Origin of the sequence: Shewanella sp. HN-41, assembly GCF_000217915.1 — a bacterium.
In the GTDB taxonomy this organism is placed as follows: domain Bacteria; phylum Pseudomonadota; class Gammaproteobacteria; order Enterobacterales; family Shewanellaceae; genus Shewanella.
The window spans coordinates 109,815-132,862 of record NZ_AFOZ01000040.1 but is presented as its reverse complement, the minus strand read 5'-3'; the positions used below and the strand labels follow the sequence as shown (position 1 = coordinate 132,862).

Here is a 23,048-nt window from a genome sequence, read left to right as displayed (position 1 = left end):
GTGGGATTGAGACATGGCATTTGAAGATAGGTTTCGGCTCAGTAGCCATGCAGTAATCATTAACGATGTCGGCCAAGTGTTACTCCTTAAGGCGAATTACGGCAATGGCGCCTGGGGCTTACCCGGCGGCGCCTTAGAGCCCGGTGAGACCATTCACGAAGCGCTGCTGCGCGAATGCCGAGAAGAGTTGGGGCAGGAAGTGAAAGTCCACTACCTGAGCGGCGTTTATTATCACAGTGCCTATCAATCCCAAGCCTTTATTTTTCGTTGTGAGTTTGCGGCTGCCGATGCGGTGATTCGCTTAAGCCATGAACATTCAGAATTTGCCTTCCATGATATCGACACCCTTAGCGCGGTTCAGCAGCAAAGAGTCAAAGATTGCCTTAATTTCCAAGATGTTGTGATAAGTGGGAAGTTTTAAGGCTTGCCAGTAAGCAAAGTCGTGGGGCTTCACCCCCTGATTTTTTAATCAAGAGTCGACCAAGGAGGACTGCTCATCCTATCCTCCTTGCCTATTGTTTTCACATCAGTCACGACACCCAAAATGGAGTTGAAAGCCCCTTGGGCATTTAGCGTTTTTATGCTATCGCGTCAGACGCTCGTCCCTGATTCGACTGACGCTATCTCGGCATCCATGCCTCGCTCACGCAACGAACGCAAATGCCCTGCGGCAACTCCGAGGGGATGGCGTATTCTTTTGATTGTTGAGTTGTCTTTTGGCCACTTAATGTATTGAATAGTTTGGATGTGCTGTTTTCCCCTCATTACTTAACCTTTGTCATTTCTTTGATGGCATCACCGAAACCGGGCATTGTTGGGCCACTATCCTGGGATAGCAATCCCGTTTCAGTGCGGCAGAAAAGTGCTTGTAGGATAATATCGCGAGATTCTTTATCTATAGCTGATTCGTTACTGAGTGATAAATATAGATATGTTAATTGCTCGCGTTCTTCAGCATCACGCATTAAATGGAAGGTACTAAAAGCTAATCGATTCAATGCTCGTAGAGCAAAACCAAACACTGCTACAAGTGAACCGAACAGAACCATACCAGGTACAGTTTTCACTGAAAGCGCAGTTTCTCCACCTAATAACCAGGCTTGGAATAGATCAAGGCCTGTCGTTACCGCAACCAGCACGAGTATGCCTATCGCAATGACAAAAGCGAAACCTTGCAATCGATATTTACTAGCCGATTGCTTCCAATACTCAGCAGGTTTAGCTAATCGAAGCTTATCTTGATACGTTTGTTCCAGCTCATTAATTCGATTTTGCCAACTACTGATATGGTCATCCATTTCTCTACGATATTTTTTGCTTTCTTTTGTAGATAATCTTCCAATAGCAGCTTGGCGGCCCAAAAATTTTAACCTTGCTCGTTCTAACAGTTCATCCACGTTATGAACCGATTGGTCAAACCATTCAGTAAATTGTTCTTGATTTTTATCATAACGCTGCTGATTTTCATCGATTTTTTGGGTTATTTCGGCACTTTTCGCGGCAAACTGCTCTTTCAATCGTGTTAATGTTGCTCTCTCTGTCCCTCGACGTTTAACCAAATCACTGTTTTGGTATTGATATTCGTAGGCTAGCAGCGCGCCATCGAAGGCATCTTTTGAATTAAACGGTTGTACTTTATTATTCAAATACTCTAAAAATGCTACCGCTACACTATATCCCCTCTCAAGCATTATAGTGACCACTTTGCCTGTGTATTCATGACCACTATATAGCCAATACGAGCTTAAATATTGGCTCTGACTTTGAAAGATATCTCGTAAACGCCCATTCAGTTCATTGTCTTCCCATGTATTTACTAGTGCATCAGCAACAACATTTTGAATATTTCTAAGATTACCTGTCCCAATGTTAATTTTTTTGTTTGTTCGGTTAATCCTTTGACTTCTTGCCAATAAGTCATTTCTCTATCAATAAACTCCTTTAGCTGCTTTAAATTATTAAACTCAAAATTAGTTCCCATCCGATCGGTAAATTGCAGCCGCATAATTGTTCTATTCAGACTCATATCGCCTCTATCTATTTCATTCAAAATGACATTTATACTGTGTTCTTTTATTCATCATAGTTCAATAAATTTCTAAAAATCATACAGATAACCATGATATCTCGGAACCTAAGTTAACCAGCCACCCATTGTTAAATTTTCAGAGTCGATGCTTGTAAGAAGGGGTCAGATTACTGTCGGGGTTGGCAAGATTAAGCGCTGTCATGGAAGTGACCGTCCGTGACATGGTCGCTCTTTCACATCCATGTGATCGCGACATTCGTAAATCCTTTTACATCAGATGCCGTCGTCGAGCCTATAGGGACATATTCACGGCGTGTCACTGGAATGAAAGTGCTTAATCATTATTGAAGGTAATAAATTGAAATAAATCAGGCCATATATGGCTCGATTTCAAGCGGTTCGATAGGCCATGGCTGTGTTCACTGGGCTTAATGGTTTTTAGCTAAAAAAATGCTGGGCTACGGAAGAACATAGCCCAGCAAAGGGAAGATAGCGATAGCTATAGGGCGGCAGGTGTTAGCTCAACTAACCAAATCGATTGGTTACTGCTGGTATCGGTTAAGCTCACCAAGGCCCTTTGATTACCTTGGCAAGATTTGCCTAACAAGGGGCTTATGGTCATCGTCTGACTGCCACTAAAGGCAAAGTGCAGTGTGCCAGCGGTCGTCATATAAAAATCACTATTCACTTGAGCATTGCTGGTGACTTCGTTCAGGCTGATTTCGCCAATAATATCCCCCATCTCATTCTCGGTGACATTTTGGATCAGCATGCTATAACGCGCACCGCAATGGCCGTTGGCGAATTCGGTTGCGCAGCGGTTTTGCATATCCGTGGCGAAGGTTAAGTCAAATTGCAGTGTTCGATTGACGGTAGCATCATAACTAAAGCCTTCGATATCCCGTACCGAGGTGATGCGTCCAAGGCTGGTACCCGCTGCGGCAGAAGGCTTATCGACCAACTCAGTCACAAAGCTGCCGACCTTATCTAAGGTGAAAGATCCGCCGTCGGGGCCATTTTCAGTCGCCATCATCTCGCCCCATTGGCTGGTGCTGATTGACGAAAACTGATGGGCGTCGGCTGACTGTGCATCATAGAAGCCATTAGGGCCGTCGGATTCGACACTGGCGGTAAACTTATAGCCACTGCCATCTTTGATATAGCGGCCAAATTCTCCCGATTGCGCCTGTGGCGATTTACCCTCATAGCTGTCGGAATTCGCCGTATGCACTATGGCATAGGCTTGGTTAGGTAAGAAGGTAACAAAGCTGTCGTTATCTGTTTCAGGGTCGTACACATGCCAAGTGCCAATCAAGCCATCATTAGCATCTTCTATACGGGTGAGTGTGATGTCGGTCGAGCCGTTGTCGGCTAGGGTTAGCTTGAGCGTGTTTAAACTGATCACCGCCTTGTTGGCGACACTACCTTCATCGTACAGACCGCCGGAGCCATCGGATTGAGCAATTAGGCTCACACTGAAGCTGCCTGTTACGCTATCCCAAGTGTAATTGCCATATTCGACGGAGGCGGCGCCTTGATCGCCATCACCCGCATGCTCATGGATCATGATGTAACGGCTATGGTCGATAAAGGTCAGTATGTTACTTTGACCTTCTCCCTCGGAGAATAGCCAGCTACCCAGTAACAGATGGCGATTCGAGTTATCGAAATGGCTGATAGCTTGGGCTTCACCGATCAGACTAAAGCCCGAACCAAGACTCGCAAAGGCGGTATTGATTTGGGTATCAAAATCGACGCTGCTGATGTCCAGTATTGTATTGGCGAGCAGCTCATGGTGTGTATTCTTGATCTGAATACCATTCTCGACATCGCAATCTTGATCTAAGGTTTGCAGCAACTGCAGGATATTTACCTTTGTGACCTCATTGCCCGCCGCAACTTCAGTAGGGGTGACGAGTGGTGCGGCAGTTGTGCTGGGAAATTGAATCGCACCCAAGGAGAAGGTGACATGTTCGCCCTGTAAATACTGAAATTCGCCAATATCGCTGGTGGTGCCAGCGGTTTGGCTCTCAGTTTGATAATGGATACCGGCGACAGGACTATCCCTAAATATCCCCGTTAATTCGGCATTGGCATTGGTTTCGCAGGTCACTAGGGCGGTTTCGGCATTGCTTTGGCTTAAGGTGCCGCTGCCATTGGCGACGGTACAGGTTTGCGCCGTCGGCTGCGAATTGACGGTAATGGCAAAGTTAACGCCTTCATTTTGCATATTGGAAAATGCAAAGGCCTTATCTGTGCCATCACTTTGAACTGAAAGGGTTTCAACAGTCTGTCCATTAGTTTGTAAGTCAAGTTTTAGGGTATTGGTTAGCCCTTTTACCGTCCCTTTAATGGCAAACTGCTGGGGATCAATGGGTGTAGGATCCTCATCGTCATCATCACTACCGCCGCAGGCGGTAAGCGTAATACCTAAGATGATGGGAACAAAAAGTCGATAGATTGGCTTCATTATGTAAATTCCTTTTTGGCTACTGAACAGATATCAGCAACAACACGTTATCCCATGACGGGGGATGATCGTCAGTCATCGTTTGGGGCATGAGTGCAAGCAATATGCAGAAGGGATCAGCTGCTGAACCCTGAACAAGATATAAATCTTAGGGATGGATTTTGTCTTTGAAATTTATTGAATCTTTTTGAAAGCTATTAATATCAGTATATTGAGATAAAGTTGTCCTAACCGTAGGCGTTGCAACGGGGGCAGATTTTACTCGTGCTCTTGGTCTACATAGTGGATGAGTGGCAGCAAATGTTGATATAAATCCTCTGCTTCTACCGCAATGTCCTGTGCGCCATGTTCAATGGCTTTTTGTCTTAGCGCCTCCGAGGGCATGATAGTGTAGAGATAAATGGGGGTGTTGATGCCTTGTTGGCGGATGGCTTGCATCAGTTTCAAGCCTGCGAGTGGATCTGCGCCCCGGCCCATATCGGTAATAATGGCGTCGTAATTGTAGAGGGTGAGTAGTGTGAGCGCATCACTGCTCGTTTTTGTGGTGTAAACGCCAATCTTCTTTTGCTCTAAAAACTGTCGTTCGGCCTGATTATTCTCTGGGTGATCATCTATCCAAAGTATGCGTGCTTTTACATTGTGCGGTTCGGCTAATGCTAATTTGCCGTTGTGCTCCCCATGCTTGTAATAGAGTAGTGCCAGCGTTGCTATCGACAATATGCTAATCAAAAATAGGCTTCGTATAGGGAAATATTGAGACTTTTTAGTGGATTGTGTTGATGATGTGGCTTCTGGTGTGGCGGTATTATCTAGGTTTGGTTCTTCATCCTGGGGAGGGGAACCGATTTCGATCGTATTTGAGCTAATAATGGCAGCGATATCGGGGGAGAGTCGATAACCGCGTCCGTGCAAGGTTTGAATGATGGGGATATTAAGGCCAGCGGACTCAAATAGTTTACGAGTATCTGAGATGAGTCTTGCAATGGACCAACTGCTGACGACAGTATTTGGCCAAATTTTTTCGAGTAAGCAGGCTTGATCGCAATGGGCTGGATAGGCGTCGATCAATAGTGAGAGTAGGAGGATAACGCGCTCATCACAATGAATTCTTTCGTTATTACAGAACAAGGTCCGATTCTGCGTATCCAGTACAAAAGCGCTAAAACAATAATGCATTGATTTCCCTTGGCGTCAAATCGTCAAGCCATAGTTTAGTTGTTAATAAATTGTATCATTGCAATTCAAATCAAAATTGGCGCGAGAGTCAAATGAATTGTCTGTGATTGAGTTCAAACTCGTGGCGCGCCTTGGTGGGTTCTTCTGTTATACTGCCTGCTCGATTTTTTGGAGGCGAGAATGGACGTATCTTCTTTACTAGACGGCCTAAATGATAAACAGCGTGAGGCTGTCGCGGCACCGCAATCTAGCATGCTAGTGTTGGCGGGCGCAGGCAGTGGTAAAACGCGGGTGTTAACCCACCGCATCGCGTGGTTAATGCAGGTTGAACAGCAGAGTCCTTACTCGATTCTCGCGGTGACTTTTACCAATAAAGCTGCGGCGGAGATGCGCGAGCGGGTCGAAAAAGTCGCTGGCACTAGTATGGGCCGCATGTGGATTGGCACCTTCCACGGTTTGGCACACCGTCTGTTACGCACTCACTTCCAAGATGCAGGTTTACCGCAAAGCTTTCAAATCCTCGACTCTGATGATCAGCTGCGTTTGATTAAGCGCATTCTTAAAAGCCTCAATTTAGATGAAAAACAATATCCTCCCCGTCAGGCGCAGGGTTATATCAATGGTAAAAAGACCAAGGATTAAGGCCAAAGCATATCGATGCGGGGGGCTTCCCCATCGAGCAAAACCTGCTGAAGATTTATCAGGTTTACCAAGAGTCCTGCGATCGCGCAGGCTTAGTCGACTTTGCCGAAATTCTACTGCGTGCCCATGAGTTATGGCTCAATAAGCCACACTTGCTCGCCCATTACCAAGAGCGTTTTAAGCATATTTTGGTGGATGAGTTCCAAGATACCAACGCCATTCAATACGCGTGGATTAGAGTGCTGGCAGGGCAAACTGCCAATGTGATGATAGTGGGTGATGATGACCAATCGATCTACGGTTGGCGTGGCGCTCAGGTCGAAAACCTGCATCGCTTCCTGCGGGATTTCCCGACCGCGACCACGATTCGCCTCGAGCAAAACTACCGCTCCAAGGGCAATATTTTGAAGGCGTCGAATGCCCTTATCGCCAATAATCCCGAGCGTTTAGGTAAAGAGCTGTGGACCGACGAAGCCGATGGTGAGCCTATTTCCCTCTACTGTGCCTTTAATGAGATGGATGAGGCGCGCTTTATTGTCGGTCGTATCAATGACTGGTACGAAAAAGGCGGCAATTTAAGTGACTGCGCGATTTTATATCGCTCCAACGCCCAGTCGCGGGTACTCGAAGAAGCCTTACTACACAAAGGCTTAGCCTATCGAATTTATGGTGGCTTGCGCTTCTTCGAACGCCAAGAGATCAAAGATGCTATGGGCTATATGCGGCTTATCAGCAATAAAAATGACGATGCCGCGTTTGAGCGGGTGGTTAATACGCCGCCCCGTGGCATTGGCGATCGCACCTTAGATATTTTACGTACCACGGCGCGCCAGCAGGAACTCACCCTGTGGCAGGCGTGTTTGCGCTTGCTGGATGAGAAAGTGCTCGCCGGTCGCGCCGCCTCAGCGGTACGTGGTTTTATGGATCTTATTGTCACCCTGCAGGACGACACTCGGGATATGGCCTTGTATCGCATGACCGACACAGTGATCCAAGCCTCGGGTCTTAAGGCCATGTACGAGACAGAAAAGGGCGAAAAGGCCCATGCTCGTATCGAAAACTTAGAGGAATTAGTCACCGCGGCACGCACCTTCGAAATGCCCGAAGAACTTGAGGATATGGGCGAGCTAAACGCCTTTTTATCCCACGCGGCATTAGAGGCGGGCGAAGGTCAGGCCGATGCCTTTACCGATGCTGTACAATTGATGACACTGCACTCGGCCAAGGGGCTCGAGTTTACTATGGTGTTTATGGCCGGGGTGGAGGAAGGGATTTTCCCGAGTAAGATGGCGCTCGAAGAGGGTGACAGACTCGATGAGGAACGTCGCCTCTGTTACGTGGGCATGACCCGCGCGATGGAAAAACTCTATATCACCTATGCCGAATCACGGCGTATTTATGGCCGTGAAGATTATGCCCGCCCATCGCGCTTTATTAAGGAAATTCCGCCACAGTATGTGGACGAAATTCGCCTTAAGGCGCAGGTATCGACCCCTATGGCCAATAATCGCTTCAGTGCCCAAAAGTCGGCTGCGGCCAATGATACGGGCTTTAATGTCGGCCAAAGAGTCAATCATCCTAAGTTTGGCGAAGGTAAAGTGACCAACTTTGAGGGCAGTGGCGCGCAGGCAAGGGTGCAGGTTAATTTTAACGATTTTGGCAGCAAGTGGCTGGTGGTTGCCTATGCTCGCCTAGAGGCGAGTTAAGACAAAGGCAGTTATTTTTATATGGCCGTTTTTTACCGCCCTGAAACTCGCTTCAGGGGGAGCATGGGTATATGATGCTCACCCTGAAAGTTGAGATAAAATGTGAGCTGAAATTAGGAGTGGGAGTACCTAGTTAATGAATTTAAAGCAGAAGTGGGACGTTTATTCCCGCCTGACTCGACTCGACCGCCCCATTGGTACGCTATTATTGCTGTGGCCATGTCTGATGGCGCTGATGTTAGCCGCTGGTGGTATGCCCGATCTTAAGGTATTGATTATCTTTATTATCGGTGTGGTGATTATGCGTGCCTGTGGCTGCATTATTAACGACTATGCCGATCGTGACCTCGACTCCCATGTTGAACGCACTAAATCCCGTCCCCTCGCAAGCGGTGAGATCAGCACTAAAGAAGCCCTGCTATTATTTGTGATTTTAGGTTTAGCGGCCTTTGGATTAGTCTTATTACTCAATGGATTAGTCGTTAAATTATCCGTCGTTGGCATCATCCTCACCATTATCTATCCCTTTACGAAGCGCGTGACTAACATGCCGCAAATGTTTTTGGGTGTGGTGTGGAGTTGGTCTATCCCTATGGCCTATGCGGCTCAAACGGGTGAAGTGCCCATGGAAGCCTGGTGGTTATTTGCGGCCAATTGGTTCTGGACCGTCGCCTACGACACCATGTATGCCATGGTCGATAGGGACGATGACCTTAAGGTAGGCATTAAATCAACCGCCATACTCTTTGGTAAATATGACCGTCAAATCATAGGGCTATTTCAACTTGCTGCGCTGATTTGTTTTATCGCCGCGGGGTGGAGCGCCGACAGAGGTTTGCTCTATGGCCTAGGATTGCTCACCTTTGTGGGCTTTAGCACTTACCAGCAAATGTTGATTTTTGGTCGTGAAAGAGCACCTTGCTTTAAGGCCTTCCTTAACAATAACTGGGCGGGACTGGCGTTATTTGTTGGCTTGGGCGCCGACTATCTGGTTTAAGCGACTCTTATCCGTTCTGAGTCGGTAATCTCACTCTTATCGACTCAGGATGTTTGTAACTTGTTGTAATTTAAGTTTTTAATTATCGACCTCTTAGCTTTGACGTCAACGTTTACATCTAAACGTCTGTGCTTCAGCCCCTGCGACTGGTTTTTACACTATGGCATCGTTTATAGTGAGGCTCTGCTTTTACCTTAGGTAGCGTCACAGGGAGTTGCTATGTTTATACCGCCAGGATTTGCGCTCATCAACCCATATATGATTGTCGACAATGCGCAACTGTTAGTCGATTTTTTAAGCCAAGCCTTTGATGCCGAAGTGATCCACCTTTCCCATAGGCCCGATGGCAAGATAGCCAATGCACTGATACAGATTAGTGGCTACCAATTTATGGTGAGCGAGGCGACAGCGGTATTTCCTGCCATGCCTGCCTCCTATTATTTGTATGTGGAAGATGCAGACGAGTCAGTACAGCAGGCCGTAACAGCGGGTGCTGCACTCATTATGGCCGTTACAGATAAACCCTATGGCGATCGTCAAGGCGGAGTGCGGGATCCCGTCGGCAATTTATGGTGGATCTCCCAGCGTTTAGCCGCTGGCCCCTATCAGGATTGAGCCTAAAGGAGGTGGAGTATGCCGTGTCAGTTAACTCGATTATTTGGGATCGAAGTACCTATTATTCAAGCACCGATGGCGGGCGTGCAGGGCAGTGCGCTGGCCATTGCCGTTTCCCAGGCGGGTGGTTTGGGGTCATTGCCCTGTGCCATGTTGTCCCTCGAGGCGCTCGAGGCTGAGTTAACCGAAATCCGAGCCAACACGACCAAACCTTTCAATGTGAACTTCTTTTGCCATAGCGAGCCGATACCACAGGTGGCCAAACAAGCGGCTTGGCTCGAACAGTTGGCGCCTTATTTTACGGAATTTAATCTCGACCCGAATGCGCAGCCTGCTGGCGCGCAGCGCACACCCTACAGCAAGGCGCAGGCCGAAGTGTTAGCCAAATTTAAGCCCGAGGTGGTGAGTTTCCATTTTGGTCTGCCCGATGAAGAGTTGCTGCTGGAAATCAAATCTTGGGGCTCAAAAGTCATCTCCACGGCGACCACAGTCGAGGAGGCGCTTTGGCTTGAGGCCCGTGGCGCCGATGCGATTATTGCCCAAGGCTTAGAAGCGGGTGGGCATAGAGGACACTTTTTATCAGAGGATTTAACCGAGCAGTCGGGGACCTTTAGTCTATTACCACAGGTAATTGCGGCGGTGGATATTCCGGTGATTGCCGCCGGTGGCATCGTCGATGCAGCCACAGTACGCGCAGCCATGACAATGGGCGCCTCGGCGGTGCAGGTGGGGACGGCGTACTTACTCTGCCCCGAGTGCAATACCAGCAGTATTCATCGTGATGAGCTGCAAAGCGACGCCGCGCAGCATACGGCGCTGACTAATTTATTTTCCGGACGACCCGCTCGCGGCATAGTGAACCGTTTTATGGCTGAAATGGGACCAATAAATGATGCTGTGCCGGATTTTCCCTTGGCATCCTCTGCGGTTGCGGGCCTAAGAACGGCGGCGGAGCGGCAAGGATTTGGGGATTTTAGTCCGCTCTGGTGCGGGCAAAATGCCAGCGGTTGCCGAGCCATACCCGCAGCCGAACTGACGCGGCAGTTGGCTTTAGGAGTGATGGGAAGTAGCCCAAATATTGGAGGATAAAAAGGAGGGGAATATTTACCCTAATTAGATGATTTATTGGCTTATCTAAGTTAGTCTGCTGGGCGTTTGTTGGATATCTTTATATAGTTAGGGCATTCGCCATTACTTACTATCGTTAAGTCGAGGAGCAGTTTGACTATGGCACCCATTTTCAGTAATGCCGCGGTTGGCCGTACCCTATTGATCCTATTGTTATGCGCCGGCGTGTTCTTTTTTATCGACTTTTTAGTGCCTGCCTTAGCCGCCTTGATAGTGTGTTTTTCGAGTTGGCCTCTCTATCAAAAACTGTTGGCAAAATGCGGTGGCCGTTCGGCATTGTCTGCCACTATCGCGTTAGTCTTGATTATTGTTGGGCTCATCACGCCGCTGGTATTTGTATTTTCCTATGCTTTACAAGAGATTAGAACTTGGGTTGAGTGGTTGGTACATGCTAACCAACATGGCGCTGCTGTGCCTATATGGATCAAAGATTTTCCTGGGATAGGAGAATGGTTAACCCTAAAGTGGCAACAGTTTATTGGTGAGCCCCATGAGTTGGGTAAAATTGTCAGTGCCATCAGCGGTCAGAATCTGAGTGGGATTTCCCGTTGGGTGTTGCAATTAGGGTGGAATACCTTGGGGTTATTATTGACCTTACTCTTTATGCTGATCACGCTGTTTTTCTTATATAAAGATGGCGAATCGGTGGCTAAGCAATTGGATATTGTCGGCGAGCGAATTCTCCCCGCCCGTTGGCATCGCTTTTCCCGCGTGGTGCCTGCGACTGTGAGTTCGACCGTCATCGGCATGACACTTATTGCCATCGGCGAGGGTATAGTGCTGGGGATTGCCTACTGGATTGCCGGCGTGCCTTCGGCCGTGGCCTTTGGTGTGCTGACAGCCTTTATGGCATTGGTTCCCGGCGGCGCGCCAACCATGTTCACCTTGATTTCATTCTATCTTGTTGGCACTGGCGATATGACAGCGGGTGTCGGTTTGTTCCTCTGGGGCAGTATTGAGTTATTTATTGTCGATAAAACCCTGCGGCCCAATTTGGTGGGCGGGCCTATCAAACTACCTTTTCTACCGACCTTCTTTGGCTTGATCGGTGGAGTAAAAACCATGGGATTTGTTGGCCTATTTGTCGGCCCTGTGCTGATGGCTCTGCTGGTAGCCATTTGGCGAGAGTGGTTAAGGGATGATCCCACGACGGAGCCTGACTCGCCGAAGCCTGAAGCTCTTACACCAAAATCCCTAGAGAGGCTGTCGCAGCAAAATCGCTCAGATTAAATGCGGCCGTATGTTTGTTTGCGCTCATCGGTGTAAAACCACCAGGGTTTAGGGTCGTCACCCGCCATAAAGCGGGTGATAGACATAAAGACATCGAGCACACAGGGGTCGTGTCTTAGCCCCGTTTTATCGCACAGTGTGATATACATTTCGTAGGGATTACACCCGAGTAATTGCGCTGGCGTCTCTATGCCAAGCAGACGTAGATCCGCTGCGCTGGCTTTACCAATATTGGGTAAATCCGTTAATTGCTTTACCTCGGCACGCACCACTTTTGCTGGATTCATACAAATTTCTCTGCGATAAAAATCATTGAAAAACCTATGCCACCGAAGAGCAGGCTCGAGAGCATCTAGGCTTTCACTAGCTGAGTTAAATCAGCTGGGCGATAGTACACCGACTTTAATACCTTGCCTTGGCGCACCACTTTACCCGCCATTTCTACATCCTTAGCGCATTTGGCGATGATAAACTCGCCCTTTTTGCTACCAACGATTTCAACGCCTTGCTCTGCATAGAAGGCGATAGTTTCGATCAATTCTTGCTCATTGCGGCAGACCTTGCTCATATTGCTCGAATGCACTTCGTTCCAGCAGGTGATAAAGTCAATTTCACGGTTTTTGGCAACAGATAACAAGAGATCGATAAGGTAGCTGATCTCTAGGCGGTCGCTCATTTGCGTTGCGCCTAAGTGCACTAAGCGCCCCATCAATACATATACTGAATCGACAATCGCATCGGCCTGCTCGATACGGCTATCGGCTTCAGCAAGTTCAGTTAATTCTTCAATAATCAGTGAAGTATGGAGAGTGTCGGCCTTTTCATCCAAGGAGCTAGCCTCGTTAACAGCGAGGTCGAAGGTGCTGCGAAACTCACTGATATCATGGTACAAGTGGTCATAAATAGGTTGAGTTAAACAAGTGAGTTTCATTGGGAAGCCTTAGATTTTATCAATGGGTTTTACGAATGGATTTGCAAAATCGATTCATGGATAACAGCGGCAATTCTAAAGAAAGGTGGCGCAGAATACAAAGCCGTACAGCCATAAACCGAATGGCTCAAAATGTTTGCATTAACTTTCTATCATAAAGTGTGAGTTTCTTTTACATCCCACCATATCGCCAGTTACACTGCCAAGCCATGCTGGATAGCATTCAAATAGCCAAAATACCAAAAATACAAGAATAACAACGGAAGGAGTCTTTTATGTCGGACCGCCTGATCCCCGCCTTATTACTGTCGACGACAGTACTGACAGGGTTAACTGCCTGTGGTGATAACACCAAGGAAACCGCCGCTGCCGCCAGCGACAATGCTGCAAAAGTGCAAACCAGCGTAGCGCCTGCTGCTAGCCAACCTGCCATACCCATCGGCATTAACCTCGCGGCCATGTCGCCCACGGTGAAGCCCGGTGATGATTTTTATACCTACGCCAATGGCGAGTGGATGAAAACGACGATGATCCCTGCCGATCGCTCGAGCACGGGTGCCTTCTTAGTGGCTTTCCAAGAGACGGAAAAGCATAAGACCAGCCTGATCGCCGACTTAGTCAAGGCCGAACATACCGCTGGCAGCGATGATGCGCGCATTGCCGATTACTACAAAGCTTACACTAACACTGCAGCGATCGATGCGGCGGGAATGAAGCCAATGGAAGCCGACTTGGCCCGTTATCAAGCCATTGCGGACAAACACGCCCTGTCGGCGGCGCTCGGGGCTAACCTGCGTGCCGATGTCGACCCACTCAATGCCACCGACTTTTTCACCGAAAACCTCTTCGGGGTGTTCGTGACTCAAGGTCTGGCGACGCCGGGTGAAGTGCTGCCTTACCTGCTGCAAGGCGGTTTAGGCTTACCCGAGCGCGAATATTATCTGTCGGACGATCCTAAAATGGTCGAGATCCGCACCGCTTACCGTGCCTATATCGAGACCCTGCTGACGGATGCGGGCATCAGCGATGCCGCCGCCCGTGCCGAGCGCATTTTTGCCCTCGAACATAAGATTGCCGTCGCCCACGCCAGCCGTGAAGACAGTGAAGATTTCACTAAGGCATCGGGTGTGTGGAGCCGCGCCGACTTCGACGCTAAAGCCCCTGGTATCGACTGGACTGCCTTCTTAGATGCCGCGCAGCTTGGCAAGCAAGACAGATTTGCCGCCTACCACGCCAGTGCTATTACTGGTCTGTCGGCGCTGGTGGCCTCTGAGCCGCTGGATGCGTGGAAAGACTGGCTGGTGTTCCACCATATCAACAGCCATGCCGATGTACTGCCATCGGCTATCGATAACGCTTCTTTTGCCTTTAACGGCACTAAGCTGTCGGGCACGCCAGAGCAGCGCAGCCGTGATAAACGCGCCTTGAGTGCCTTGGATGAATACCTTGGTGATGCCGTGGGCCGCGCCTACGCCGAGCATTATTTCCCGGCTTCGGCCAAGGCCGAAGTCAGCACTATGGTGGACAATATTGTCACTGCCTTTGGCAAGCGTGTCGAAAAACTCGAGTGGATGGACCCTTCAACCAAGAAGGAAGCCTTGGCTAAGGTTGCGACCATCGCCGTGGGCGTGGGTTATCCCGATAAGTGGCGCAATTACGATGCCTATGCCGTATCGCCAACCAATGCCTATGCCAATGCTATCAATGGTGAAAAGGTCGAATACACCCATCAACTCGCCAAAATTGGTAAGCCAATGGACAAGGGCGAGTGGTGGATGACGCCGCAGGTGGTTAACGCGGTTAACCTGCCGGTGCAAAACGCGCTTAACTTCCCCGCGGGGATTTTGCAGCCGCCATTCTTCGATGCTAAGGCCGATGCCGCCTATAACTATGGTGCGATTGGCGCCGTGATTGGCCATGAGATCAGCCATAGCTTCGATAACAATGGCGCAGCGTTCGACTCGACGGGTGCTATGCGTAACTGGTGGACGCCGGCGGACTTTGCTCAATTTGCTAAGCAAGGCGAGACGTTAGCTAAGCAGTTTGATGCCTATGCGCCATTCCCAGATTTGCATGTAAACGGCAAGCTGACCTTAGGCGAGAACATTGCCGATGTGGCGGGTTTAGCGGCCGCGCTCGATGCATACCATGCCTCACTTAATGGCAAGCCAGCGCCAGTGATCGATGGCTTTACTGGCGATCAACGCTTCTTTATCGGCTTTGCGCAAACCTGGGCGACTAAGATGCGTGACGAAGCCCTGCGTGCCCGCGTGGCGACCGATGGCCATGCCCCTGGCATGTACCGCGCGCTGACCGTGCGTAATTTAGATGCTTGGTATACTGCGTTCGATGTGAAGCCCGGTGATAAGTTGTACCTAGCGCCAGAGGATCGCGTGAAGATCTGGTAACTCTATCTTAATCAGGGGAACACTAAGTTCCCCTGATTATTTTACGACACCTTTAAATGAGCAGCCGAGTTTGGCATTGGTATCAACTCCAGTAAGATTATTTCTTCAGTATCGCCATAGCCATTAAGGGATGAAGTATGACCACAGATAACCGCTATTTTTACGAGCCGAGCAAAGGACATGGGCTATCACACGATCCCTTGAATGCCATTGTCGCCCCCAGACCCATAGGTTGGATATCCTCCCGTAATGCCCAGGGACAACGCAATCTTGCGCCTTACAGTTTTTTCAATTGTTTCAACTACAAACCACCCATTATTGGCTTTGCCAGCACGGGTTGGAAGGACAGTGTCGCCAATATCGTCGACACAGGCGAATTCGTCTGGAACCTCACCACCCGCAGCCTTGCCGAGAAAATGAACCAAACCTCCGCCATTTTGCCCCGCGGTGAGGATGAGTTTGCCTTTGCCGGACTCACCCCTAAGGCGGGCACCATCGTCCAAGCCGAGCTGGTGGCCGAAAGCCCAGTGAACTTTGAATGTAAGCTTTCTCAATGTATTCAACTGACGGCCGCCAACGGTGACAAGATTGACACTTGGTTAGTGTTAGGTGAAGTCGTTGCCGTGCATATCGCCAAGCATTTACTCAATAGTGAAGGGGTGTATCAAACCGCCCTCGCCGAACCCGTTTTACGTGCCGGCGGTCCATCGGCCTACTATGGGATCTCCGAAGATCTGCGGTTTGATTTGCATAGACCACAGGTGTAGGGCGCTTAAACGCCGCTAGGCTTGAGAGGCAAACTTCGTTTGAGTTTTTAAGGCAAAATCAAAACCAAAGTCGTGGGGCTTCCCCCCTGATTTTTTAATAAAGAGTCGACCAAGGAGGACTGCTCGTCCTATCAAAAACGTCCATGTTAAATAGCCAGCTCGATATCCTTATCTCGCGCTCAAAGCGGCCGCTGGCCTTCGCCCTTGGATGCTCCAAGACGCCCCTAACGGAGTTGAAAGCCCCTTGGGCATTAAGCGTTCTTATGCTATTGCGTCAGACGCTCGTCCCTGATTCGACTGACGCTATCTCGGCATCTGATAGGCAGGATGCCTGAATGTCATGAAGTGCATGGTCAATGATGTTCCTACATCATACTGACATTTTCCATTTCCCTATGGATCAGATACACGAGAACGACCATGCCTCGCTCACGCAACGAACGCAAATGCCCTGCGGCAACTCCGAGGGGATAATGCACTTCTGTTGCCATGGTTTTGGCTGTTAATCCCAAAAGAGTTATACCTGTCCTAACTTTTCTGGAACATAGAGACCTTTCTAAAATATCCCCATATCAATATCCTGTGGGAAAAGAGTGAAACCTGGGCCTTAGGCGATGTGCTTATTGAGCTTGGTCTGACTCGTAATATAGTGCTGACCTTGGCCAGTTTTGAGCAATCGCTCTTTATGGCCGCGAAACCCAATCACACTATGCTGGCAATCGCCCCACAATATTGTGGGCAGTATGCACAGCAGCTGCACCCTGAATTAGTGTGCAGGCCCATACCTATAGCTGCGGAATATCTCGATAAGCTTGCCATTCCCTTTACCTTAATTTGGCATAAAAGAAACAGCCGCAATCCTAAAATCACTTGACTCAAACACACCTTAAAAACCATTTATGGTACTGAACCGTTGCGATAGTGGGGCGAACTCAGTCCCTGCGCCGACCTAGCCTAGGCTATTTGTATCAAAATCAGGGCCAAAAAGTGTGATTTGTATCACTTTGGGCTGCGTTATTGAAATGTTTGTTAAGTGTTTGAGTTTGTGAAATATTTGTTTTTGTTTTTGAGGTAAACAGCCATTGTTGTGACTGCAAATCTGCGTAGACTGAAGTTGATTTTTCACTGGTCTATGAGGGACATAATGATAAAAAGTAAATTAAAGGGATTTGCAACCTTTGCAGTCGCATGCTTGGCCATGACGGCCTGTGGTTCAGATGATAAAGATGACGGTAGCACAGATCTAAGTGGTACCTATGTGCAATTTTATAACGCTTCGGCCGGAAGCACAGCCACAGCACTGAAAGTCGCCGACAAAACCTATGAAAGTGTTAGCTATGGGGACGCTATGCCGCGCTTTACCTCGACTGCAGGTGTGAGTGCGATCGAAGTGATAGGGAAGGATGCCTCAGACAAAGATATCTCCATCTATAAAGAAGATATTGAGCTAAAAGATAAAACAGATCATTTCTTTGTCTTACATGGTGATTTTGCCGAACCTAAATTACTCAATATCAACTATTCTCGTACTGAACTCGATAAGCTTAATGAAACCGCTGAAAACAGTAAGATGCAACTCTTGATAGCGAATACGGCTATGCATGCTCAAGCCTTTGATGCCTATATTTCTAAGTCGAGTGAGGCCTTTGCCGATGCCGTTCCACTGGGTAGCGTCGCCTATGGCGAAGCATCTGCACCGCAAATTATGGATACTGGGGAATACAAGTTGTACCTCGCACCTGTGGGAACGACCAATGTGACCTACACGACAGCGAGTATTAAATTCAGTTCTAAGGTGCCCTATAAGTTGATCATCCGTGAAGGTTTTGGCGCTTCGGATGCCAAAATTACCTTAGACAGTATCGATTCAACCACCAATGTACGTAATCATGTGGCCCTCGAAGCCAGCGTCGATTACCGTGTATTCAATGGCTTAGGTTCGCACACTGTGGATGTTAAAGTCGTTAGTAATAAGCAAGATACACAATTTAGCGCAGTGCCCTCATTTGGGGTGACTAACTATCAAAGTGCTGAGTTTAGTGACTTTAGTGTGAGTGTGTTCGAAAGCGGTACCCAGAATAAGTTGCTGGATAATGTGCTTATTACCCTTAATCAAGATGATATTAAAACCATCTTCATTTACGAGCAGGCGACTGAACAGGGTAGCCAAGTGAAGGCGATGGAGATGAAGCAAACTCAAACTCCAAGCCCCTATAGCTTTAAGTTTGACATAGTAAGTTTTGCCGATAAAAGCAATCTCACTGTGTATTTCTTAAAAGCAAATGACACGATTGAAACTGCGGCAAATAAAATCACTGCGGTTAATCCTGCGAGCCCTCAGTCAGTGACTGTGCCTGCGGGCGAATATTCCATTAAGGTTATCGCTGTGGAAAACGGTACCAAAACCGTTGTCTACGCATCGGATCTAATGGATTTCAGCAATGAAGACAATGTCACTATGGTGTTGAATAAAGATCCTTCTACTAGCTTTGGTTATAACTTGATTAAGATCTAACCATTAAGGTGTAATACAAGAGCGCTACTTAGGTAGCGCTTTTTTTTTTGCTGTTTTTTGTGCTCGTTTTAGTGGGCTTAGTAGATTGAGCATTATTGTCTTAGCATTCACTTTTTATTGATTGTGGTCGAGGGGTTAATGTAGGCTAATCGGCAAAAATTAAGCCGATTGATTGTTGTGTGAATAGCGCTGTGGTGTGAATAACGCGAGCAATATAGGAAAAGGAGTTCACTGTATGAGTAAAGGATTTAAAGACGGCCATTTCCAAATCGGTGAAGGCAGTATTAGTGGCGCCATAGCGTGTATGTTAGCGATATTATCATTTCTGGGTGTATTGGCGTTTCATTTCCCCGAATATCTCACTACCCCCGAATTACGCCAAAGCTATAGTGTCGATGTTATTCGCAGCTTGATATTTGTCGCCTTAGTGGTATCGGGCAGCTTAGGTTTATTGAATTTTATTCGAAATAAAAATAAGCGTTTCGGCTTTGTGGCTTGGGTATTCGTGAGCTTAGCGATTGCCTTTGGAGGCCATCAAGTCGAGGTCGAGCCTTTTGCCAATCATAAGGTCTCACTGGGTTTAGATTGGTTTATTTTAGACTTATTAGGCTCAACGTTAATTTTCATTTTTATCGAGAAATGGTTACCCCATAAACCAGAACAGCCAATATTAAGACCCGAGTGGCAAGGGGATTTAAATCATTTTCTGGTGAATCACTTAGCGATTGGATTTGTATTATTGGTGGCAAACCAATTTGTACAGTCGACCTTTTCTTGGGCTATTTCCAGCACAGTGCAAAGTGTTATCGCGGGTCTTCCCTTTGTGTTGCAACTGCTGTTGATTCTATTGGTCGCCGATTTAATGCAATATGCGGCGCATCGCGCTTACCATGAGATCCCTTTCCTGTGGCGCTTCCATTCGGTGCACCATAGTGCGAAACATTTAGACTGGTTGGCTGGGTCAAGACAGCATATGGTTGAGTTGATCGCCACCCGTTGTTTAGTGCTCACGCCGATTTTTATCTTGGGATTCTCTAAAGATATCATCAGTATTTATGTGATTATCGTTGGCGTACAGGCGGTCTTTAATCATGCCAATGTGCAGGTTAACTTTGGCTGGTTACGTTACTTAATCGTCAGCCCGCAGTTCCACCATTGGCATCATGCTTCCGATAAGGCGGCTATCGATCGTAACTATGCTGCCCACTTTTCATTTTTAGATTATCTATTTGGAACCGCAGTTCGAGGTCAGCAAGAATGGCCAGAGAAATATGGGGTTGTCGGTGATTATATGCCCGTTGGCATGCTTAAGCAGCAATTGTATCCCCTCGGTTTAGCGAAGAAAAACACAAAATAATAGCGCTAAGAGTGGGACAGAAAAAAGCCCAACACAGCGTGTTTAATTCGCGCTGTGTCGGGCTTTTTTGCTGTTAACACCGCAAGTGTTATTCGCTGATTTTCAATTCTTGGCCGGGTTTAATAATGCTCTTAGCATTGAGCTGGTTCCACTTCATTAAATCAGCCAGTTTAACTTTGTTTTTACGGGCAATTTTATCCAAGGAATCGCCAGATTTCACCTTGTAGGTCGTCGCTTTTGCCGCTGGCTTATCAACGGGTTTAGCGACTGCATTTGGCGTGTTGCTCGCTTTTGCCTTGGTCGATGACTCCTTACTCGTGTTCGTTTGAGCTTCATCATTTGCGGCCATAGGCGTTAATAGTGTGAGCTCTTGGCCTACTTTTATCCGGTCCGATGTGAGGTTATTGGCTTGTTTTAAGGCACTGACTGACATATCAAATTTAGCCGCAATTGCACCTAAGCTATCACCAGATTTGACTATGTAGCTTTGACTGTCATAGCGTTTTTGGGCGTAGAGCTTATCGTGATTTTCCTGATATGGACCTATGTTTTCCAGCGGCAGTGCGATTTGATATTTGCCTTTGCTCGGGGTCACGCCTTGGCGAAATCCAGGGTTATAGGTTTTAAATTCTGCCTTGCTAAGCCCTGCTGCATTGGCGATTTGGCCAATATCCACGCCATTGGGGGCAGGGACTCTATCTAAGAAAGGACGGTTGGCAATCGGTGGCAGTGTGAGATTGTAATGATTTGGGGTGCGAATAATCTGGATAAATGCCAACCACTTAGGCACAGTTTGTACTCGCTTGGCAGGGATGCCCAGTGACCAAAAGTCTGTCGGTTTTCCCTTGGCTTTGTTCTTGTCTATAGCGGCCTTAATCACCAGTTCACCGGTATTGTAGGCGGCGACGGCGTTGATCCAGTCGTTATCTAAGGTATCGTATAAATGCTGTAAATAGTCGAGCACTGCATCGGTTGAGGCCAGCGCATCTTTACGGCCATCGTAGGCTGAATTGATGGTGAGGCCAAAATTACGCCCTGTGGCGGGGATCATCTGCCACAGTCCTGCGGGGCCATTGGCTTGGGCCAGCGGATTATAACCACTCTCGACTATGGGCAATAACGCCAATTCCAATGGCATGTTACGTGCTTCGAGCTGGCTGACGATGTAATACAAAAAAGGCTCGGCGCGTTCGCCGACTTGGTTCATAAACTTCTGTTTATCATCGAAAAAGTTACGCTGTTTGCGCACTTCGGCATCGTCATGGACGTCAATAGCATTGGCGTGTTGGATCTTTTCCCAAACGTCGCTGTACTGCTCAACCACAGCGGGTGGTGTGTGCTGCTGGTGTTGTGGCGAGTGGTCGTTAGCGTTACTCACATCATTTGCTGTGGTACTGAATTCCGTGGTCGATGGGCTTGCCGACGTGGCCGCGCAGCCGCTCAATTGGGCCACGAACATGGCTAGCATAAGCACGGTAAAAGAATGAATTTGGCGAAAATGTTTCCGCATGATTGTCCTGTGATGAGTTAACTTGGCATTCCATATTGGTGCACATGCTAATCTGTTTTCGCATTTCTGGATAGCTCCCCACGCTTTCCTCCTATTTACAGCACCCGCCTAAAGCCGAACACGTAGCATTTTGGCTGGGATCTTGCGTTTAGCTTTAGCCATTAATGCGCTACCATAGCGGCGATTTTTCATTGACTTGGGCAGTAAAGTGCAGACATTAGCGCAGTTAAGGGCAGGGCAGTTACAGGGGATCACGCGTCTACAATTGGTCGAGGAGCTGACCGAGTTTCCGCGGGAAATTTTTGACTTGGCCGATAGCCTCGAAGTTCTCGATTTGTCGAATAATCAACTGAGCACTCTGCCAGAGGATCTGCACCGTTTAACGCACTTAAAGATAATATTTGCCTCTAATAATCGCTTCGATCACTTACCCGTGGCATTAGGGCGCTGTGCGAATTTAGAGATGATTGGCTTTAAGGCGAATCAAATCCGCACAGTGACAGCCGCCGCATTACCGCTACAAACCCGCTGGCTTATCCTAACCGATAACCAAATCGAGACGCTGCCTGCTGCTATGGGTGATTTAACTCGTCTGCAGAAATTAGCCTTGGCGGGCAACCGGTTAATGGCATTGCCCGAGTCGATGGCCAATTGCCGTAACTTAGAGCTAGTGCGTCTTTCGGCCAATCAGCTGCAGGCGCTGCCAGCTTGGCTACTGGGTTTGCCTAAGTTAACTTGGCTTGCCTTTGCGGGTAATCCGTTCAGCCATACCTTGGTCGATCCCCATGCCGATGTAGCTACAGTGGCAAATGTGACGCTGGATGATATCAGCTTGGCCGAGAAGCTGGGCGAAGGCGCCTCCGGGGTGATTTACCGTGGCGATTGGTTGAGTCAGGCCATGATAGCCGCGACGGGGTCATCGCAGATCGCGGTCAAACTCTTTAAGGGCGAAGTGACGAGCGATGGTTATCCTGCCGATGAGCTAGATTGCTGTCTCACAACGGGAGATCACCCGAGCCTGATCAAAGTCGTAGCGCACATTAGCCAAAAAGATCAATTGGGTTTAGTGATGGAGCTTATCCCGCCGGGGTTTAGTAACTTAGGATTACCGCCAAGCCTAGCGACTTGCACTCGAGATACCTTTAACGCCGATACCCAGTTCAGCCTTGATGATGTGGCTAAGATTGCATTCCAACTGGCCGATGCGATGGCGCACATGCACGCCAAGCAAGTGAGCCACGGCGATGTCTATGCCCATAACATTATGGTGGATCAACAGATGAACTTGTTGTTTGGTGATTTTGGTGCGGCGTCCAATTTACGTAATCTATCGACGGTAGAGCGCTTGGCGATGGAGGCGATTGAAGTCCGGGCGCTTGGTTGCTTGATTGAGGATCTGTTGGCCTATGTGGATGCGTCGGCCTATGTGAGTGCCTCGATTGGCCCTCTGCGCTACAGGCAGTTGAGTATGATTAAGGACGAGTGCATGCAATTAGCTGTAACTCAGCGCCCCTGTTTCACCGAGGTGAAAAAGGCCATCGGAGCCCTGCTAAAAGGCGAGTAGTGG

The 23,048-nt window shown here is 48.2% G+C and carries 18 protein-coding genes and 1 pseudogene; 12 read left to right on the top strand and 7 right to left on the bottom strand.

Features of this window, described 5'->3' with window-relative positions; translation table 11 throughout:
• Positions 1 to 13: 13 nt before the first annotated feature.
• Entirely contained in the window at positions 14 to 421 is a 408-nt protein-coding gene (locus tag SOHN41_RS15220; protein WP_007650663.1) for an NUDIX hydrolase, read from the top strand.
• Positions 422 to 764: 343 nt separating this feature from the next.
• Here the strand turns inward: SOHN41_RS15220 and SOHN41_RS15215 are convergent, their stop codons facing one another.
• The 3 genes from SOHN41_RS15215 to SOHN41_RS15200 form a co-directional block, all read right to left on the bottom strand.
• Positions 765 to 1,913 carry a DUF6161 domain-containing protein gene (locus tag SOHN41_RS15215; RefSeq protein ID WP_139058389.1) on the bottom strand — a complete coding sequence of 383 codons (1,149 nt, stop codon included), beginning with the start codon at positions 1,911 to 1,913 and terminating at the stop codon, positions 765 to 767.
• Positions 1,914 to 2,528: 615 nt separating this feature from the next.
• Positions 2,529 to 4,499: a hypothetical protein gene (locus SOHN41_RS15205; protein WP_007650651.1), complete on the bottom strand. Its 1,971-nt coding sequence runs from the start codon at positions 4,497 to 4,499 to the stop codon at positions 2,529 to 2,531.
• Positions 4,500 to 4,757: 258 nt separating this feature from the next.
• Positions 4,758 to 5,675: a response regulator gene (locus SOHN41_RS15200; RefSeq protein ID WP_007650649.1), complete on the bottom strand. Its 918-nt coding sequence runs from the start codon at positions 5,673 to 5,675 to the stop codon at positions 4,758 to 4,760.
• Between the two features lie 180 nt (positions 5,676 to 5,855).
• Between SOHN41_RS15200 and uvrD the strand changes: the two are divergent.
• From uvrD to SOHN41_RS15175, 5 genes and pseudogenes are all read left to right on the top strand, one after another.
• Positions 5,856 to 8,023, top strand: a pseudogene (gene uvrD / locus SOHN41_RS15195) (DNA helicase II).
• Between the two features lie 136 nt (positions 8,024 to 8,159).
• Positions 8,160 to 9,020, top strand: a complete 861-nt coding sequence (ubiA, locus tag SOHN41_RS15190; RefSeq protein WP_007650645.1) for a 4-hydroxybenzoate octaprenyltransferase — start codon at positions 8,160 to 8,162, stop codon at positions 9,018 to 9,020.
• Positions 9,021 to 9,239: 219 nt separating this feature from the next.
• Complete coding sequence (locus SOHN41_RS15185) at positions 9,240 to 9,635, top strand: VOC family protein (RefSeq protein ID WP_007650644.1); 396 nt, start codon at positions 9,240 to 9,242, stop codon at positions 9,633 to 9,635.
• Positions 9,636 to 9,653: 18 nt separating this feature from the next.
• Entirely contained in the window at positions 9,654 to 10,724 is a 1,071-nt protein-coding gene (locus tag SOHN41_RS15180) for an NAD(P)H-dependent flavin oxidoreductase (protein ID WP_007650643.1), read from the top strand.
• 138 nt (positions 10,725 to 10,862) lie between these two features.
• Positions 10,863 to 11,993: an AI-2E family transporter gene (locus SOHN41_RS15175; protein ID WP_007650642.1), complete on the top strand. Its 1,131-nt coding sequence runs from the start codon at positions 10,863 to 10,865 to the stop codon at positions 11,991 to 11,993.
• Here the strand turns inward: SOHN41_RS15175 and SOHN41_RS15170 are convergent.
• On the bottom strand, positions 11,990 to 12,280 hold the full coding sequence (locus SOHN41_RS15170; RefSeq protein ID WP_007650641.1) for a helix-hairpin-helix domain-containing protein: 291 nt from the start codon (positions 12,278 to 12,280) through the stop codon (positions 11,990 to 11,992). The two genes, SOHN41_RS15175 and SOHN41_RS15170, sit on opposite strands and share 4 nt — an antisense overlap.
• Before the next feature lie 65 nt (positions 12,281 to 12,345).
• Complete coding sequence (locus tag SOHN41_RS15165; protein WP_007650640.1) at positions 12,346 to 12,924, bottom strand: nucleoside triphosphate pyrophosphohydrolase family protein; 579 nt, start codon at positions 12,922 to 12,924, stop codon at positions 12,346 to 12,348.
• A 275-nt stretch (positions 12,925 to 13,199) separates the two neighbouring features.
• Here SOHN41_RS15165 and SOHN41_RS15160 point away from each other — a divergent pair, with 275 nt between their 5' ends.
• Positions 13,200 to 15,332, top strand: coding sequence for a M13 family metallopeptidase (locus SOHN41_RS15160; RefSeq protein ID WP_007650639.1), 2,133 nt, complete (start codon positions 13,200 to 13,202; stop codon positions 15,330 to 15,332).
• 137 nt (positions 15,333 to 15,469) lie between these two features.
• Positions 15,470 to 16,099: a flavin reductase family protein gene (locus SOHN41_RS15155; RefSeq protein ID WP_007650638.1), complete on the top strand. Its 630-nt coding sequence runs from the start codon at positions 15,470 to 15,472 to the stop codon at positions 16,097 to 16,099.
• A gap of 365 nt (positions 16,100 to 16,464) precedes the next feature.
• Here SOHN41_RS15155 and SOHN41_RS20175 read toward each other — a convergent pair whose 3' ends face one another.
• Positions 16,465 to 16,611: a hypothetical protein gene (locus tag SOHN41_RS20175; protein ID WP_007650637.1), complete on the bottom strand. Its 147-nt coding sequence runs from the start codon at positions 16,609 to 16,611 to the stop codon at positions 16,465 to 16,467.
• Between the two features lie 104 nt (positions 16,612 to 16,715).
• Here SOHN41_RS20175 and SOHN41_RS15145 point away from each other — a divergent pair, with 104 nt between their 5' ends.
• The 3 genes from SOHN41_RS15145 (at position 16,716) to SOHN41_RS15135 (ending at position 19,971) form a co-directional block, all read left to right on the top strand.
• Positions 16,716 to 16,973 carry a hypothetical protein gene (locus tag SOHN41_RS15145; protein WP_007650636.1) on the top strand — a complete coding sequence of 86 codons (258 nt, stop codon included), beginning with the start codon at positions 16,716 to 16,718 and terminating at the stop codon, positions 16,971 to 16,973.
• Between the two features lie 270 nt (positions 16,974 to 17,243).
• Positions 17,244 to 18,614, top strand: coding sequence for a hypothetical protein (locus tag SOHN41_RS15140; protein ID WP_007650634.1), 1,371 nt, complete (start codon positions 17,244 to 17,246; stop codon positions 18,612 to 18,614).
• A gap of 235 nt (positions 18,615 to 18,849) precedes the next feature.
• Positions 18,850 to 19,971 (top strand): sterol desaturase family protein, encoded by a 1,122-nt coding sequence (locus SOHN41_RS15135; protein WP_007650626.1) that lies wholly within the window; start codon positions 18,850 to 18,852, stop codon positions 19,969 to 19,971.
• Positions 19,972 to 20,059: 88 nt separating this feature from the next.
• On the opposite strand, the gene SOHN41_RS15130 is transcribed toward SOHN41_RS15135, so the two are convergent.
• Positions 20,060 to 21,481 carry a LysM peptidoglycan-binding domain-containing protein gene (locus SOHN41_RS15130; RefSeq protein ID WP_007650622.1) on the bottom strand — a complete coding sequence of 474 codons (1,422 nt, stop codon included), beginning with the start codon at positions 21,479 to 21,481 and terminating at the stop codon, positions 20,060 to 20,062.
• A 208-nt stretch (positions 21,482 to 21,689) separates the two neighbouring features.
• Between SOHN41_RS15130 and SOHN41_RS15125 the strand changes: the two genes are divergently transcribed.
• Positions 21,690 to 23,045, top strand: a complete 1,356-nt coding sequence (locus tag SOHN41_RS15125) for a leucine-rich repeat-containing protein kinase family protein (RefSeq protein ID WP_037459354.1) — start codon at positions 21,690 to 21,692, stop codon at positions 23,043 to 23,045.
• Positions 23,046 to 23,048: the final 3 nt, after the last annotated feature.

Bases quoted from the DNA above. Each gene is read 5' to 3' on its own strand.
- SOHN41_RS15220 (WP_007650663.1), top strand. From the start codon at position 14: ATGGCATTTGAAGATAGGTTTCGGCTCAGTAGCCATGCAGTAATCATT.
- SOHN41_RS15205 (WP_007650651.1), bottom strand. From the start codon at position 4,499: ATGAAGCCAATCTATCGACTTTTTGTTCCCATCATCTTAGGTATTACG.
- SOHN41_RS15200 (WP_007650649.1), bottom strand. From the start codon at position 5,675: ATGCATTATTGTTTTAGCGCTTTTGTACTGGATACGCAGAATCGGACC.
- ubiA (WP_007650645.1), top strand. From the start codon at position 8,160: ATGAATTTAAAGCAGAAGTGGGACGTTTATTCCCGCCTGACTCGACTC.
- SOHN41_RS15185 (WP_007650644.1), top strand. From the start codon at position 9,240: ATGTTTATACCGCCAGGATTTGCGCTCATCAACCCATATATGATTGTC.
- SOHN41_RS15180 (WP_007650643.1), top strand. From the start codon at position 9,654: ATGCCGTGTCAGTTAACTCGATTATTTGGGATCGAAGTACCTATTATT.
- SOHN41_RS15175 (WP_007650642.1), top strand. From the start codon at position 10,863: ATGGCACCCATTTTCAGTAATGCCGCGGTTGGCCGTACCCTATTGATC.
- SOHN41_RS15170 (WP_007650641.1), bottom strand. From the start codon at position 12,280: ATGAATCCAGCAAAAGTGGTGCGTGCCGAGGTAAAGCAATTAACGGAT.
- SOHN41_RS15165 (WP_007650640.1), bottom strand. From the start codon at position 12,924: ATGAAACTCACTTGTTTAACTCAACCTATTTATGACCACTTGTACCAT.
- SOHN41_RS15160 (WP_007650639.1), top strand. From the start codon at position 13,200: ATGTCGGACCGCCTGATCCCCGCCTTATTACTGTCGACGACAGTACTG.
- SOHN41_RS15155 (WP_007650638.1), top strand. From the start codon at position 15,470: ATGACCACAGATAACCGCTATTTTTACGAGCCGAGCAAAGGACATGGG.
- SOHN41_RS15140 (WP_007650634.1), top strand. From the start codon at position 17,244: ATGATAAAAAGTAAATTAAAGGGATTTGCAACCTTTGCAGTCGCATGC.
- SOHN41_RS15135 (WP_007650626.1), top strand. From the start codon at position 18,850: ATGAGTAAAGGATTTAAAGACGGCCATTTCCAAATCGGTGAAGGCAGT.
- SOHN41_RS15130 (WP_007650622.1), bottom strand. From the start codon at position 21,481: ATGCGGAAACATTTTCGCCAAATTCATTCTTTTACCGTGCTTATGCTA.